Source organism: Nocardia sp. NPDC004568, from assembly GCF_040609955.1.
Lineage (GTDB): Bacteria > Actinomycetota > Actinomycetes > Mycobacteriales > Mycobacteriaceae > Nocardia.
The window spans coordinates 111,782-125,924 of sequence record NZ_JBEXLL010000009.1 but is presented as its reverse complement, the minus strand read 5'-3'; the positions used below and the strand labels follow the sequence as shown (position 1 = coordinate 125,924).

Here is a 14,143-nt window from a genome sequence, read left to right as displayed (position 1 = left end):
GCGGCGGATAACGCAGACCGGCAGGTCAGGGCATTGTCCTCGACACCGAGCGCAGAACCGGCGAGCTACGGGGCGCGGGCTCGCATGGCACGATGGGCGGGTGAGTACGACACGCCCGGCCAGGCCGGGAGCGCGCGGCGAAACAACTCCAGCGACGAAACGGAGTCTCTGGTGAACCCGCAGCAGCCCCCGACGCCGGACCGGGTGTGTGTCCGGCACACCGACCGCCCGACCGGCCTGTCCTGTACCCGCTGCGGCCGTCCGGCGTGCCCGGAATGCCTGCGCCCGGCCTCGGTCGGCCAACACTGTGTCGATTGTCTGCGCGCCGATCAGCGCGGTACGCCGCAGGTGCGCACCGTATCGGGTTCGGCCGCGGCCCGCAGTTCGATCCCGTTCGTCACCTACACGTTGATCGCGCTGAATGTCGTGGTCTACGCCGTGACCGCGGCGCAGTCACGCAGCGTGATGGAGAACGAACGCGGCTCGGCGCTGTTCGTGGATTGGGTCATGTACCCGCCGGCCGTGGCCGGCGGCGACTGGTTCCGGGTGATCGGTTCCGGGTTTCTGCACTACGGTCTCATCCACCTGCTGCTGAACATGTTCGCGCTGTATATCGTCGGCCGCGATATAGAACTGGTGCTCGGCAGGGCCCGCTACCTGGCTGTGTACCTTATTTCGCTGCTCGGCGGATCGGCCGCGGTGATGCTGCTGGCCCAGGACAGTCTCACGGCCGGAGCTTCGGGCGCGGTGTACGGGTTGTTCGGTGCGATCACCGTCGTGCTGATCCGTTTGCGGCAGAACCCGAACAATATGTTGATCCTGATCGCGATCAATGTGTTCATCAGCTTCTCGCTGCCGGGTATCTCGCTGTGGGGACACCTGGGCGGACTGGCCGCGGGCACCCTCGCGACACTCGGTGTCATGTTCCTGCCCGCCTGGATACGGGTTCGGACGCCGGAACGGGCGCGGCTGGTCGGGGTGCTCGCGCTGGCGGCCCTGACGATGGTGGCGGTGGCGGTGATAGCGCTCGCGGCGGTTCAGCTGCGCTGAGCGGGCGGGCAATTCGGCGATCCCGGCCAGGCTCCCGGATCCGCATGTTCAACGTGAAACATTCGGCGCGGAACTCGGGCGACTATCGGCGTGGCCGGCCGGGCGCTCAGTGCGCGGAGTCGCCGTGCAACCGCATTTCCGTCCGCACCGCGTCGTAGACCTCCTCCGGGCTCGTACCCAGATCCCAGCGGCCGAAGATCAACAGCCGTTCGGCCCCCAGATGGTTCACGTCGATCTCCAGCATCGGCGATTTCCGGCCCAGGCGGCGGTAGCCGACCACGCGGGCCCGCAGGATCTGATCACGGGTGTACTCGGTGACGCCGGTGAGCGTACGCAGCACCAGACGCGGGTTCTCGCCGCGTACCACGGAGAGCCGTGGTCGCTGCCGTACGCCGAGCGCGGCGAGTCCCAGCAGTACCAGCGCGGCCACTCCGAGCAGGAATTTGCCGGGCAGCTCGGTCGTCAGGACCGCCGCGACAGCGAGGATCACCCCGCCGCCCGCCGCCGCGATCAACGCGGGCAGGGGCGTTGTCCAGGCAAGACGGGGTTCGGTGCGCTCGGGCTGCACGCGGGTGTCCTCTCCAGCTGAGGTTGAGGGTTATCCACAGAGTTATCCACAGGTGTGCATTAATTACACATGTGTAATCCCGGTGTGTCGCCCGCTACCGCCACCGCATGGTCATGATCAGACCCACCACCATCAGCCCGAATCCGATCAGGAAGTTCCAGGCATTGAGGTTGCTCATCCAGCTGATCTGATCGGCCGCGAGGTAGTAGACCAGCAGCCATACCAGGCCCGCGAGCATGAAGCCCAGCATGATGGTCACGTACCAGACAGGCGACGGACCGGCTGCTTTCACCTTCACCGGCGTACGGCTGGCGGGGTTGATCGTGTAGTCGGTCTTCTTCCGGACCTTCGACTTGGGCATGATGTCCTCGTGTTCAGCGTGCAGGTCGTGTTCCAAGGCTATCCCACCAGGTAATCGGTGTGATGCCCAGCGGCCGCACAGTCCGCGTGGCCGGGGCGGCGCAATCGCCGGCCGGAACGAGTATCCCGGCCTGCGAACACGTAATCTTTGAGCATGCGTGTACTGGTCGTCGACAACTACGACAGCTTCGTGTTCAACCTGGTCCAGTATCTGGGCCAGCTCGGCGTCGAGGCAGTGGTCTGGCGTAACGACGACCCGGAGCTGGCGGACCCCACGGCCGTGGCCGGCGAATTCGACGGAATCCTGATCAGCCCCGGTCCCGGCACCCCGGACCGTGCGGGCGCCAGTATCGACCTGGTACGTGCCTGTGCCGAGCGGAGCACCCCGCTGCTGGGCGTCTGCCTCGGCCATCAGGCCATCGGCGCTGCCTTCGGTGCCACGGTGACCCGGGCTCCGGAGTTGCTGCACGGGAAGACCAGTTCGGTATTCCATATCGGCACCGGCGTCCTGGCCGGGCTGCCCGATCCGTTCACCGCCACCCGCTACCACTCGCTCACCGTGGTGGAGAAGACGCTTCCGCCCGAATTCGACGTCATCGGCCGCACCGAGTCCGGAATCGTGATGGCCCTGCGCCATCACGAACTGCCGATCCACGGTGTGCAGTTCCATCCGGAATCGGTCCTCACCCAGGGTGGGCACCGGATGCTGGCCAACTGGCTGGAGGTCTGCGGCGAGCGCCCGGACGAGGGGTTGGTGCAGATGCTGGAAGCGGAAGTCGCCTCGTTGGCCGTCTGACATACGAAACCGGGCGGCCGATTCACGGCCGCCCGGTTTCTGTCTCCTGCCGAATCACCGGGCCGGGCCCGGCAGCGGATCAGGGCGGGCCCAGCGGCATCACGCCGGTATTGACCGTCACCGTCGTCGACGACGGCACCGTGGTCCCGGCGGAGGGTTGCTGGCTGAGCACCTTGCCGGCCTGATCGGAGTTCAGCGTGATCTGCGTGATCTGGCGGACCTGGTTCGCGCTGCCCTGCCAGCCGCTCTCCCGCAGTTTGTCCACGACCTCCGCGGTGGTGAGCCCGACCAGGTTCGGCATCGCGATCCGGTCGCTCTGCGCCACCTGCACCGTGATCGTGGAGCCCTCGTCGGCGGTCGACCCACCGGCCGGGCTGGTGGAGAGGACCTCGCCGCGCGGCCGAGCCGACTGGACCTGCTCGATCACGATCTTGAATCCGGCGCCCTCGAGGTTGGGCTGGGCCACGTCGATCAGCTGGCCGACCACCTCCGTGACGCGAACCTGTTTGGGACCGGTGCCGATGGTCAGGGTGATCCGGCTGCCCGCGTCCATCTCGATACCGGGCGAAGGATCCTGCCCGATCACCTTGTCCTTGTCCTGCGCGCTGGACGGTTCCCGTTTGACATTCGGGTCGGCCTGGAGTCCGACGTTGTTGAGTTCCTGTTCGGCGTCCTGCTGCGACAGGCCGGTGAGCCGGGGAACCGGCACCTGCTGCGGGCCGGTGGACACCTGCACGGTGATGGTGCTGCCCTCGTCGGCGCGTGAGCCGCCCAGCGGCTGGGTGGCGATGACATTGCCGGCAATGATCTTGCCGTCGGGCTTCTCCTGGACCGCCACATCGAAGCCGAGCGAATCGAGCTTCTTCTGGGCCTCGGTGGCGGAGGTGTCGGACAGATCCGGGACCGCCACCTGATCCGGTCTGCTACCCGGGCCGAGCAACATCCAGAACAGCCCGAAGGCCGCCACGAGCGCGGCGACGACCCCCGCGGCGATATAGGCCGTCCGGCGGGAACGGCCCCCCGAATCGTGCCCGTAGTCGTCGTAGCCGTCGTCCTCGTCGCCACCGCGGTAGCCACGGCCGGAACCGTCCGCGGGGCCGAGCATGGTGGTGCGGTCCTCGTCGGTCATCACCATCGGGGCGCCGGGTTTCTGACCGCCCAGCACCCGGATCAGATCGGCGCGCATCTCCGCCGCGCTCTGATAGCGGTTGGCCGGATTCTTGGCCATTGCCTCGAGCACGACCGAATCCAGTTCCCGCGGCACCCCCTCGTAGACGAGCGAGGGCAACCGGGGATCCTCCCGGACGTGCTGGTACGCGACGGCCACCGGGGAGTCACCGGTGAACGGGGGCTGCCCGGTGAGGATTTCGAACAGCACACACCCGACCGAGTAGACATCGGAGCGGGCGTCCACCGTCTCGCCGCGCGCCTGCTCCGGCGACAGATACTGCGCGGTGCCGATCACGGCCGCGGTGGCGGTCATCGGATTGGCGGCATCCGCGATCGCACGGGCGATGCCGAAATCCATCACCTTCACCGCACCCGCGCGGTTGATCATGATGTTGGCGGGTTTCATATCGCGGTGCACGATGCCGGCCTTGTGGCTGAAATCGAGCGCCGCGCAGACATCGGCGACGACCTCCATCGCGCGCCGGGGCGGCAGCGGTCCCTCGTTGCGCACGATATCGCGCAACGTGTCACCGTCCACGTACTCCATCACGATGAACGGCAGTGGCCCGCCGTCGATCTCGGCCTCGCCGGTGTCGTAGACCGCCACGATGGCCGGATGGTTCAGTGCCGCGGCGTTCTGCGCTTCACGTTTGAACCGCAGATAGAACGTGGGGTCCCGGGCCAGATCGGCGCGCAGCACCTTGATGGCGACATCGCGGTTGAGGCGCAGGTCGCGTGCTTTATGGACTTCGGACATACCGCCGAACCCGATGATCTCGCCCAGCTCGTAGCGCGAGGAGAGATTCTTCGGGGTCGTCATGGCTGTCCTTGCGGATTATCGGTGTTTCCGAGATGGTCTCCCGTGAAGGGGATATCGATATCGGGGACCGGCGGGCGGCGACGCGTGGTCGTCTCCTCTTCCTCGTCGGTGGTCTCTTCGCTGGCGGTGGTCTCGGTGGTGCTCGGAGTCGCCGTGGTGGTGGTCGGCGGCTGTGTCGTCGTGGTCGAGGCCGGCGGCGGTGTGGTGGTGGTCGTGACCGGCGGCGCGGTGGTGGTGGGCTCCTCGGTCGGGGTCCAGACCGGGGGTTCGGTCACCTCATAAGTGGTGGTGACCGGAGGGGGCAGCGGGCGGGGGGTGGGCGACGTCGACGAGGTCTCCACCGGAGTTCCCTCCGGGTTGGTGTCACCGCCGAACAGCAGCCACAGCACGGCACCGCCGAGTAGCAGTGCACCGATACCCAGCGCGATCATCCACTTCTGGTTCTTGTTGAGGATGCCGCCGCCCGCGTCGTCGCGGTAGTCGTCGTCGCCCGGGTCGTGCATGCCGCGGTCGATCGAGGTCGTCGGCCCGGCCATGGCGGCGGGCGGGGTGTTGTATCGGACGGTCGCGGTCTCGTCGTAACCCGGCTGCGGAGCAGCGATCACACTGGTGGGCCCGGCCACGGGGAGATTGCGGGGCGGCGGCGGACGGCGGCCCGAGCGCACCGCGGCGACCGCCTCGGCGAACTCACCGCCGTCGGCGTACCGCTGGGCCGGGTCCTTGGCCAGGGTGATCTCGACCAGTTCTCGCACATTCGGCGGTAGGTCGGTGGGCATCGGCGGTGGTACTTCGCGGACGTGTTTCATCGCGACGGTGAGCGCACCGTCTCCGGTGAACGGCCGCTGGCCCGCCAGCGCCTCGTATCCCACGACACCGAGGGAGTACACATCGCTGGCCGCGGTAGCGTCCTCACCGACAGCCTGTTCGGGCGCGATGTACTGCGCGGTTCCCATCACCATGCCGGTCTTGGTGACCGGCGAGGCATCGACTGCCTTGGCGATACCGAAATCGGTGATCTTCACCTGGCCGGTCGGGGTGACCAGGATATTTCCCGGTTTCACGTCACGGTGCACCACGCCGGCCAGATGCGCGACCTGGAGCGCGCGCCCGGTCTGCTCCAGCAGGTCCAGGCCCTGGGCCACCGACAGCCGGCCCAGCCGGTTCAGCACGGTGTTGAGCGGCTCGCCCTGGACCAGTTCCATCACCAGGTAGGCGGTCTCGCCGCCCTGGGGGTCGTAGGTCTCGCCGTAGTCGTAGATCCCGGCGATACCGGAATGGTTCAGCTGCGCGGTGGTCTTGGCCTCGGTACGGAACCGGTGCCGGAAGGTCGGATCCGCGGAGAACTCCGATTTCAGCACCTTGACGGCGACCCGGCGATCCAACCGGGTGTCCAGGGCTTCCCAGACCTGGCCCATACCACCGGTGGCGATCAGCCGCTGCAGCCGGTAGCGGTCCGCGATCAACGCGCCGTTTGTCAGCATCGGGTTCCCCGCAGATTCACTCGCACATCCATCTCGTTCAGCGACCTCGCAGACCTGCGTCCAGCACCGCCCGGGCGACCGGCGCGGCGACCGACCCACCTGTTGCCGCCAGCGCGCGGTCACCGCCGTTCTCCACGATGACCGCGATGGCGATCTTCGGGTTCTCGGCGGGTGCGAAGGCTATGTACCAGGCATGCGGCGGAGTGTTCCGTGGATCGGCGCCGTGCTCGGCCGTACCGGTCTTCGACGCGATCCGGTATGACGTTCCGCCGCTGCCCGCGGTGTTCTCCTCCGAGGCGACCATCAGGTCGGTCAGCGTAGACGCTACCTCGGCGCTCACCGCCTGGCCGACCGAGACCGGCTCGGTGGTGGACAGTTCGCTCAGATCGGGGTTCTGCAACTGGTCGACCAGGTAGGGCTCCATCCGGACACCGCCGTTGGCCACGGTAGCGGCGATCACGGCGTTGTCGAGCGGGGTGAGCGCGACATCACGCTGGCCGATGCTGCTCTGCGCGAGCGCGGCGTTGTCCGGGATGCTGCCCACGGTGCTCTCGGCGACCGGCATCGGGATCCCGCGGTGCGGTCCGATACCGAACGCGGCGGCCTCGTCTTCCAGTGCCGCCGCCCCGACATCGACGCCGAGTTCCACGAACGCGGTGTTGCACGACCGCCGGAACGCCTCGTAGAGGGTGGCGGTGGCACCGGACCCGCAGGTCGAGCCGTTGTAGTTCTCCAGGGTCGTGCTCGTGCCCGGCAGGGTGATGTTGGGCGCCGCGGTGAACTGGGACTGCGGATTCGCCTTCCCGTTGGACAGCGCGGCCGCCGTGACGACCACCTTGAAGGTGGAACCGGGCGGGTAGGTCTGCGAGATCGCCCGATTGAGCATCGGCTGGTTCTCGTCGGCGCTGAGGTCCTCCCAGGCCTGGGTGCCCTGGGCGCCGTCGTGCCCGGTCAGCACGTTCGGGTCGTAGCTGGGGGTGGACACCATGGTCAGGATCTTGCCGGTGCTGGGTTCGATCGCCACCACCGAGCCGGTGTAGCCCTTGCTGGTGAGTTCGTCGTAGGCGACCTGCTGCATCACCGGATCGATGGTGGTGACGACATTGCCGCCGCGCGGGTCCCGACCGGAGACCAGGTCGACCAGCCGGCTGCCGAAGAGCTGGGCGTCCGAACCGTTGAGTACCGGATCCTCGGACCGCTCCAGCCCGGTGCTGCCGTACTGCATGGAGTAGAAACCGGTGACCGGGGCGTAGGCCTGCGGATCGGTCGGGTAGACGCGCAGGTATTTGTAGCGGTCGTCGGTGGACACCGAACTGGCCAGCACAGTGCCGCCGGCCGAGATCTGGCCGCGCTGGCGGGAGTACTCGTCCAGCAGCACCCGCGAGTTACGAGGGTCGGCGCGGTAGTCGTCGGCCTTGATGACCTGCACGTACGTCGCGTTGAGCAGCAGGGCGACGATCATAACCATGACCGCCATGGCGACGCGGCGTAATGGTGTGTTCAACGCTGCAGACCCCCTTGCCGTCGTGACACCATCACTGTCTGCGCTTCCGCCAGCGGCGCCGGGGCGGGTTCGCGGCGGCGGGCCGGCGCGGGTTCGCGAGCCGCGTCGGAGATCTTGATGAGGAGGGCGATCAGTATGTAGTTCGCCAGCAGCGAGGAACCGCCGTACGACACGAAAGGCGTGGTGAGACCGGTCAGCGGGATCAGCTTGGTCACGCCGCCCACCACCACGAAGACCTGGATGGCGATGGTGAACGAGAGCCCGGCCGCGAGCAGTTTCCCGAAACTGTCCCGGATCGCCAGCGCGGTGCGCATACCGCGCAGCACCAGTACCAGGAACAGGATCAGGATCGCGGTCAGGCCGATGAGGCCGAGCTCCTCACCGATGGTCGTCACGATGAAGTCGGTCTTGGCGAACGGCACCTGCGACGGCCGCCCGGCGCCCAGGCCGGTACCCGCCAGGCCGCCGGTGGCCAGGCCGAACAGCGACTGCACGATCTGGTAGCCGGTGTTGTTGTAGTCGTCGAACGGGTGCAGCCAGGTCTCCACCCGCACCCGGACGTGGCCGAACATCTGGTAGGCGAATACGAAACCGAGGGCGAGCAGTCCACCGCCGATGAGGAGCCAGCCCACGCGTTCGGTGGCGATGTAGAGCATCACCAGGACCGTGCTGAAGATCAGCAGCGAGGTGCCGAGGTCCTTCTCGAACACCAGCACACCGATGCACACGATCCACACGGCCAGGATCGGGCCCATATCGCGGGCCCGCGGGAATTCCATGCCGAGGAAGTGCCGCCCGGCCGCGGTGAACAGTTCACGCTTGGAGACCAGTACCGAAGCGAAGAAGATGATCAACAGGATCTTCGCGAACTCACCGGGCTGCAGGCTGAGGCCGGGCAGCCGGATCCAGATCTTCGCGCCGTTCACCTCGGACAGCGAACTGGGCAGGATCGCCGGGATCGCCAGTGCCACCAATCCGACGAGACCGAGGGTGTAGGCGTATTTGGCCAGCGTGCGGTAGTCCCGCAGCACGAGCAGGATCCCGACGAACAAGACGATGCCCAGCGCGGTCCACAGGATCTGCTGGTTGGCGTCGGGGGAGGGGATCTCCCAGGAGTTGTAGGCGGCGGTCTGCTGATCGGCCAGATCGAGCCGGTGGATCAGCACCAGGCCGATACCGTTGAGCAACGCCACGATCGGCAGCAACAGCGGGTCGGTGTAGGGCGCGAACCGGCGCACCGCCAGGTGCGCGACGGCGAAGAGGCCGAGATAGGCCAGGCCGAGCTTGGCGATATCCCAGGTCAGCGATTCTTCCTGGCTCGCTTCCACCAGTGCCAGTGCGGCGGTGGTGATCAGTGCCGCGAATCCGAGCAGCGCGAGCTCGGTATTGCGCCGGGTCGTCGGCGACGGCGCCGGAGCGAAACCGCCCGGGGGACTCGGAAAAGCCCCGGCGGACGGTGGTGCCGGTGCGGACATCAGTCCGTCACCCGGCAGTTCTCCCCGGCGATCTGGGGCTGAGCGGTGGTCGTCGGAGCCGGGACGGTAGTGGTCGGAGGCGCGGGCGGCGCGGGGTTCTCACCGTTGGCGCCGGGCGCGGGCGGCTGGTTGACCGGCGCGGGGGTGGCCGCGTCAGTCGGCGCCGGGGCGGGCGGCGCCGGCGTGGGAGCCGGGGCGGGGGTGGTGGTGACCACACCCGGTTGCGCGGCCGAGGCGTTCTTCTTGCACACCGGCAGCAGCTCACGGTCGGCCAGAACGGCCATCTGCTCACGGGCCTTGTCCAGGGTGCCGGGCGGCAGCCCGCGCTCGACCTGGTCTCGGCCGGTCTGTTCCAGGTCGCTGACCTTCAGGACCTGGCAGCCCTGCGGCAGGGCGGTACCGCTCTCGACGAGACTCAGCTCGCCCTTGGCGGTGACACAGCCGACCAGGTTCACATCGTGGATCGAGTAGCCCAGGATCGACCCGGGCAGTCCCTGCATGACCACGACACTGTCGTTGTCCGCCCCGACGTAGTAGTTGGTGCGGATCATCTTGTATCCGACGACCAGGCCGACCACGACCGCGAGCACGAGCGCGACCGCCAGCAGCAGCCAGCGCAGTTTGTGGGACTTCTTCGGCTGCGGCTCGGGCTCGCCGGCGGCCCGGCGCGGAGCGGCGGCCGGTGGCCGCATGGCGGCGGCTCGCCCGGCCGCGGTGTTCGGCGGCGGGTTGTCCTCGGCTTCACCGGACGCGGCGCCCGCCACGATCGGATGACTCTGGCCGTAGTCGAGGTCGATGACATCGGCGACCACGACGGTCACATTGTCCGGTCCGCCGCTGCGCAGGGCGAGCTCGATGAGCCGGTCCGCGCATTCGTCGGTAGTGCCCTCACGCATGGTGTTGGCGATGGTCTCATCGCTCACCACATCGGACAGACCGTCCGAGCAGAGCAGGTAGCGGTCCCCGGCCCGGGCCTCGCGCATCACCAGCGTCGGCTCGATCTCGTTACCGGTGAGCGCGCGCATGATCAATGAGCGCTGCGGATGAGTGTGGGCCTGTTCCGCGGTGATCCGGCCCTCGTCCACCAGCGACTGGACGAACGTATCGTCGCGGGTGATCTGGGCCAGTTCGCCGTCGCGCAGCATATAGGCGCGCGAGTCACCGATATGGACCATGCCGAGTTTCTTGCCGGCGAACAGGATGGCGGTGAGCGTGGTGCCCATACCGTCGAGTTCGGGCTCTTCCTCGACCTGCTCGGCGATGGCGGCGTTACCGGCGTGCGTGGCCCGGTTCAGTTTGCCGAGCAGATCCTCGCCGGGTTCGTCGTCGTCGAGATGCGCCAGCGCGGCGATCATCAGTTGCGACGCCACTTCACCGGCCGCGTGCCCACCCATGCCGTCGGCAAGGGCCAGCAGACGGGCGCCGGCGTAGACGGAATCTTCGTTGTTTGCGCGGACGAGGCCGCGGTCGCTGCGCGCTGCGTAGCGGAGAACTAGTGTCACGATCGGAGCTCGATCACTGTCTTGCCGACCCGGACAGGTGTGCCGAGCGGAACGCGGACTGCGGTGGTGACTTTGGCGCGATCCAGGTAGGTACCGTTGGTCGAGCCGAGGTCTTCGACGTACCAGTCGTCACCGCGTAGGGACAGCCGGGCATGTCGGGTGGAGGCGTAATCATCGGTGAGCACCAGCGTGGAATCGTCCGCACGGCCGATCAGCACCGGTTGGGTACCGAGCGTTATGCGGGTACCGGCGAGAGAACCTTGAGTCACCACAAGATATTTGGCGCCCTTCTGGCCCCGGCGCATGGACGGCAGTACCGCGGCACCACGAGGGCCCCGGTTCTGGAGTCGCTTGCCCGAGGCCGCGTAGATATCGCTGCGGAGGGTACGCAGGATTGCCCACACGAACAGCCACAACAGCAGGAGGAACCCGGCACGGGTCAACTGCAAGATCAATCCCTGCACGGCGCTCCACCTCCTCTTCGACCGTGTGTCGGTGCCGCAGGCGTGGTGGGACCCACCCCACTGCGATGCTCGTCCCCGCGGACCGCAGTGCGGTGCCGCGCGTGTGTTGGCACATCATAGGGCCGTCGGACGATACCGATCACGATTAGGCCGCCCCATTATGCGAGAGCCACCTCGTGATCCGCACGGCGAGCCTACGGCATCAGACGATACGGATGAGGATCTCGGAGTGCCCCGCACGGATGACGTCGCCGTCGGCGAGTTGCCAGTCCTGTACGGGAGACCCGTTCACCAGGGTGCCGTTGGTGGAACCGAGATCGGACAGCATCGCGGTCTGGCCGTCCCAGCGCACCTCGATATGGCGCCGGGAGACACCGGTGTCGGGGAGGCGGAAGTGCGCGTCCTGCCCGCGGCCGATGATGTTGCTGCCTTCCCGGAGCTGGTAGGTCCGGCCGCTGCCGTCGTCGAGCGCGAGGGTGGCGGAGAAACCGGGACCGGGCGCCGGCGCGTACCCGCCCGGTGCGCCGTAACCACCCTGCTGGGCCTGCGGGGGATAGCCCTGGCCCTGCTGCTGGCCGTAGCCCTGGCCCTGCTGGTCGTACCCCTGGTCGTAGCCGGGCTGCTGCTGGCCGTAGCCCTGCTGGTCGTAACCCTGGTCGTAGCCGGGTTGTGCGTAGCCCTGCTGGTCGTAGCCGCCCTGCTGGGCATAACCCTGCTGGTCGTAGCCCTGCTCGTAACCCTGCTGGCCCTGATAACCCTGGTCGTATCCGGGCTGGCCCTGGTAGCCGCCCTGGTCGTAGCCGGGCTGCTGCTGGCCGTAGCCCTGCTGGTCGTAACCCTGGTCGTAGCCGGGTTGTGCGTAGCCCTGCTGGTCGTAGCCGCCCTGCTGGGCATAACCCTGGTCGTAACCACCACCCTGCTGGGCGCCGTAGGCCTGCTGCTCGTAGGCGGCGCCGCCCTGCTGGTAGTCGTAGCCGTTCTGATAATCCGGGCCGCCGCCGTAGGGCGCGCCGGGACCGTAGTCCTCGGGGTACGCGCCGTTCTGCGGCCCGCGTCCCGCGGGTCCGGGAGCGTACCCGCGATTACGTGGATCGGACTCCGCGTGCTCACGGCTCGGGTCGTAGCCAGAGTTCTGCGTCATGGGGCCAGCTCCTGGTTGCGGGTTAGCGGGTCGTTGTAGCGGTTCGGGGCGGTGAGCCGGTGCGGCTCCGCGGCCGGCGTCGGGGTCGACGCGACCACTCGTCCTGAACATTCCGGTGTGCAGCGTAGGGGATGCCTCGAACGCCACGTGTACTTCGCCATAGGTCTGCCAGCCTTGCTCACGGATGTAATCCTGCAGATGTTTGGCGAAAGCACGGGTTGTGAGGTCGTGATCGGCGTCGAGCTGCCGGTGGTCCGACGAGTTGATGGTGATCACATAGCTGTTGGGTGCGAGCAGATGCCCGCCGCCGACATCTCGGACGTTGTCGGCGGCCTCACGCTGCAGCGCTGCCTCGACCTCCTGAGGAACGACGTTCCCGCCGAAGACTCTGGCGAAGACGTCACCGACTGCGCCCTGTAGGCGACGCTCGAAACGCGAGACGATCCCCATTCGGGCCCTCCCTTCGGTGAGTCTCTCCTCATTCTTTACGACGACACGCGAATACGGCGTGTCGTTCTACGAGCACGTTCTCTGCATGATATCCACGTTCCGCTGTACCTGTAACTACCGGAACGGTGCCGGAGTTCCCTTCCCGGCGTTCCCTGACCCTCGAACCCTGGTCAGCGGACGGTTCGAAAAGCTCGTGACCAGGGGATTTCGCCTCCTGGACATCTCCGTGCTAGTGTCTGACCGTCGCTCGGGCGAGTGGCGGAATGGCAGACGCGCTGGCTTCAGGTGCCAGTGTCCTTCGGGACGTGGGGGTTCAAGTCCCCCTTCGCCCACAGAAAAGAAGCCGTGGATCCTCCGAGTCCACGGCTTCTTCTTTTTGTGTCGTGGAGTCCCGGACCGTGCCGGTGCGCTGTTCCGGGAAATCGATGTGTGGTGTTGGTCATGATCGATCCGTCATGACGCGCGCGATCTCCTAGAACGCGTTCCAGAAACATGCCGGAAAATCCGCAGAACCCGTTGACTCCTTATCCGAACCTGTTCTAATTCTTGCCATGCGGAGATATGAAGGCCGTCGAGTGCTGGTGACAGGTGCGGGATCGGGGATCGGCCAGGGCGTCGCTCTGCGACTGCTGGACGAGGGAGCCCAGCTCGTCGCCGCCGATATCAACGAGCCCGGATTGGCGGCCACGGTGGAGAAGGCCGGCGACGTGGCCGGCCGGCTCGGCACCGTGGTGGTGAACATCGCGGATATCGAGTCGGTACGCGCGGCCGCCCGGACGGCGCTGGAAACCCTCGGCGGATTGGATGTGCTCGTCAACTGCGCGGGCATCCTGAAGCCGGCCCGTACCCACGAGATGCCGCTCGACGAGTGGAACCGGGTCATCACCGTGAATCTCACGGGTACCTTCCTGATGACCCAGGCACTGCTGCCGCCCCTGCTGGAATCCGGGCGGGGTGTGGTGATCAACCTGTCGTCGACCTCGGCCTTCCAGTCGGCGCCCTATCTGGCCGCCTACGCCGCCTCCAAGGGAGGTGTCGCCTCTTTCACCCACGCCATCGGTCTGGAGTACGCGAAGCAGGGATTGCGGGCGGTCAATATCGTCCCGGCCGGAATCATGAGCGGGATCACCACCGAATCCATCACCGAACAGCCGGAGGACGCGGACTGGACCCTGTTCGCCCGGCTGACCGGTTGGCTGAACGGTGGTGCGCTGGGTACGCCGGAAGATATCGCCGGGGTCGTGGCGATGGTCGGTTCCGATGACGGTCGCTACATCACCGGCACCGAGATCCGGGTCGACGGCGGCGCGCTCATGTGATCTCACGATGTTCCTGGGCCGCAACGGTGCTCGCGCGAGTCGC

12 protein-coding genes and 1 tRNA gene are annotated in these 14,143 nt (G+C 67.2%); 4 read left to right on the top strand and 9 right to left on the bottom strand.

Annotated elements, in window-relative coordinates:
• Nucleotides 1-171 precede the first annotated feature (171 nt).
• Complete coding sequence (locus ABZV91_RS07400) at nucleotides 172-1,050, top strand: rhomboid family intramembrane serine protease (protein ID WP_355236843.1); 879 nt, start codon at nucleotides 172-174, stop codon at nucleotides 1,048-1,050.
• A gap of 106 nt (nucleotides 1,051-1,156) precedes the next feature.
• Here ABZV91_RS07400 and ABZV91_RS07395 read toward each other — a convergent pair whose 3' ends face one another.
• The gene (locus ABZV91_RS07395) at nucleotides 1,157-1,618 is read right to left on the bottom strand and encodes a PH domain-containing protein (protein ID WP_355236840.1); all 462 of its coding nucleotides are present in this window, start codon (nucleotides 1,616-1,618) and stop codon (nucleotides 1,157-1,159) included.
• A gap of 94 nt (nucleotides 1,619-1,712) precedes the next feature.
• Nucleotides 1,713-1,979 carry a cell division protein CrgA gene (gene crgA, locus ABZV91_RS07390; protein ID WP_030524428.1) on the bottom strand — a complete coding sequence of 89 codons (267 nt, stop codon included), beginning with the start codon at nucleotides 1,977-1,979 and terminating at the stop codon, nucleotides 1,713-1,715.
• A gap of 153 nt (nucleotides 1,980-2,132) precedes the next feature.
• Here crgA and ABZV91_RS07385 point away from each other — a divergent pair, with 153 nt between their 5' ends.
• Entirely contained in the window at nucleotides 2,133-2,774 is a 642-nt protein-coding gene (locus tag ABZV91_RS07385; protein WP_355236837.1) for an aminodeoxychorismate/anthranilate synthase component II, read from the top strand.
• A 79-nt stretch (nucleotides 2,775-2,853) separates the two neighbouring features.
• On the opposite strand, the gene pknB is transcribed toward ABZV91_RS07385, so the two are convergent.
• From pknB to ABZV91_RS07350, 7 genes are all read right to left on the bottom strand, one after another.
• On the bottom strand, nucleotides 2,854-4,764 hold the full coding sequence (gene pknB, locus ABZV91_RS07380) for a Stk1 family PASTA domain-containing Ser/Thr kinase (protein WP_355236834.1): 1,911 nt from the start codon (nucleotides 4,762-4,764) through the stop codon (nucleotides 2,854-2,856).
• Nucleotides 4,761-6,245, bottom strand: coding sequence for a serine/threonine-protein kinase (locus ABZV91_RS07375; RefSeq protein ID WP_355236831.1), 1,485 nt, complete (start codon nucleotides 6,243-6,245; stop codon nucleotides 4,761-4,763). Before ABZV91_RS07375 ends, pknB begins: the two co-directional genes overlap by 4 nt.
• A gap of 37 nt (nucleotides 6,246-6,282) precedes the next feature.
• Nucleotides 6,283-7,749, bottom strand: a complete 1,467-nt coding sequence (locus tag ABZV91_RS07370) for a penicillin-binding protein 2 (protein WP_355236828.1) — start codon at nucleotides 7,747-7,749, stop codon at nucleotides 6,283-6,285.
• On the bottom strand, nucleotides 7,746-9,224 hold the full coding sequence (locus ABZV91_RS07365) for an FtsW/RodA/SpoVE family cell cycle protein (protein WP_355236825.1): 1,479 nt from the start codon (nucleotides 9,222-9,224) through the stop codon (nucleotides 7,746-7,748). The genes ABZV91_RS07370 and ABZV91_RS07365 overlap by 4 nt, the downstream gene beginning before the upstream one ends.
• Nucleotides 9,224-10,726 carry a PP2C family serine/threonine-protein phosphatase gene (locus ABZV91_RS07360; protein WP_355236823.1) on the bottom strand — a complete coding sequence of 501 codons (1,503 nt, stop codon included), beginning with the start codon at nucleotides 10,724-10,726 and terminating at the stop codon, nucleotides 9,224-9,226. The genes ABZV91_RS07365 and ABZV91_RS07360 overlap by 1 nt, the downstream gene beginning before the upstream one ends.
• On the bottom strand, nucleotides 10,723-11,190 hold the full coding sequence (locus ABZV91_RS07355; RefSeq protein ID WP_039821324.1) for an FHA domain-containing protein: 468 nt from the start codon (nucleotides 11,188-11,190) through the stop codon (nucleotides 10,723-10,725). Before ABZV91_RS07355 ends, ABZV91_RS07360 begins: the two co-directional genes overlap by 4 nt.
• A 202-nt stretch (nucleotides 11,191-11,392) precedes the next feature.
• Nucleotides 11,393-12,781, bottom strand: coding sequence for an FhaA domain-containing protein (locus ABZV91_RS07350; RefSeq protein WP_355236820.1), 1,389 nt, complete (start codon nucleotides 12,779-12,781; stop codon nucleotides 11,393-11,395).
• Nucleotides 12,782-13,030: 249 nt separating this feature from the next.
• Between ABZV91_RS07350 and ABZV91_RS07345 the strand changes: the two genes are divergently transcribed.
• Both ABZV91_RS07345 and ABZV91_RS07340 read left to right on the top strand, forming a co-directional pair.
• Nucleotides 13,031-13,113, top strand: a tRNA-Leu gene (locus ABZV91_RS07345).
• A 219-nt stretch (nucleotides 13,114-13,332) separates the two neighbouring features.
• Nucleotides 13,333-14,100, top strand: a complete 768-nt coding sequence (locus ABZV91_RS07340) for an SDR family NAD(P)-dependent oxidoreductase (RefSeq protein ID WP_355236817.1) — start codon at nucleotides 13,333-13,335, stop codon at nucleotides 14,098-14,100.
• Nucleotides 14,101-14,143 lie beyond the last annotated feature (43 nt).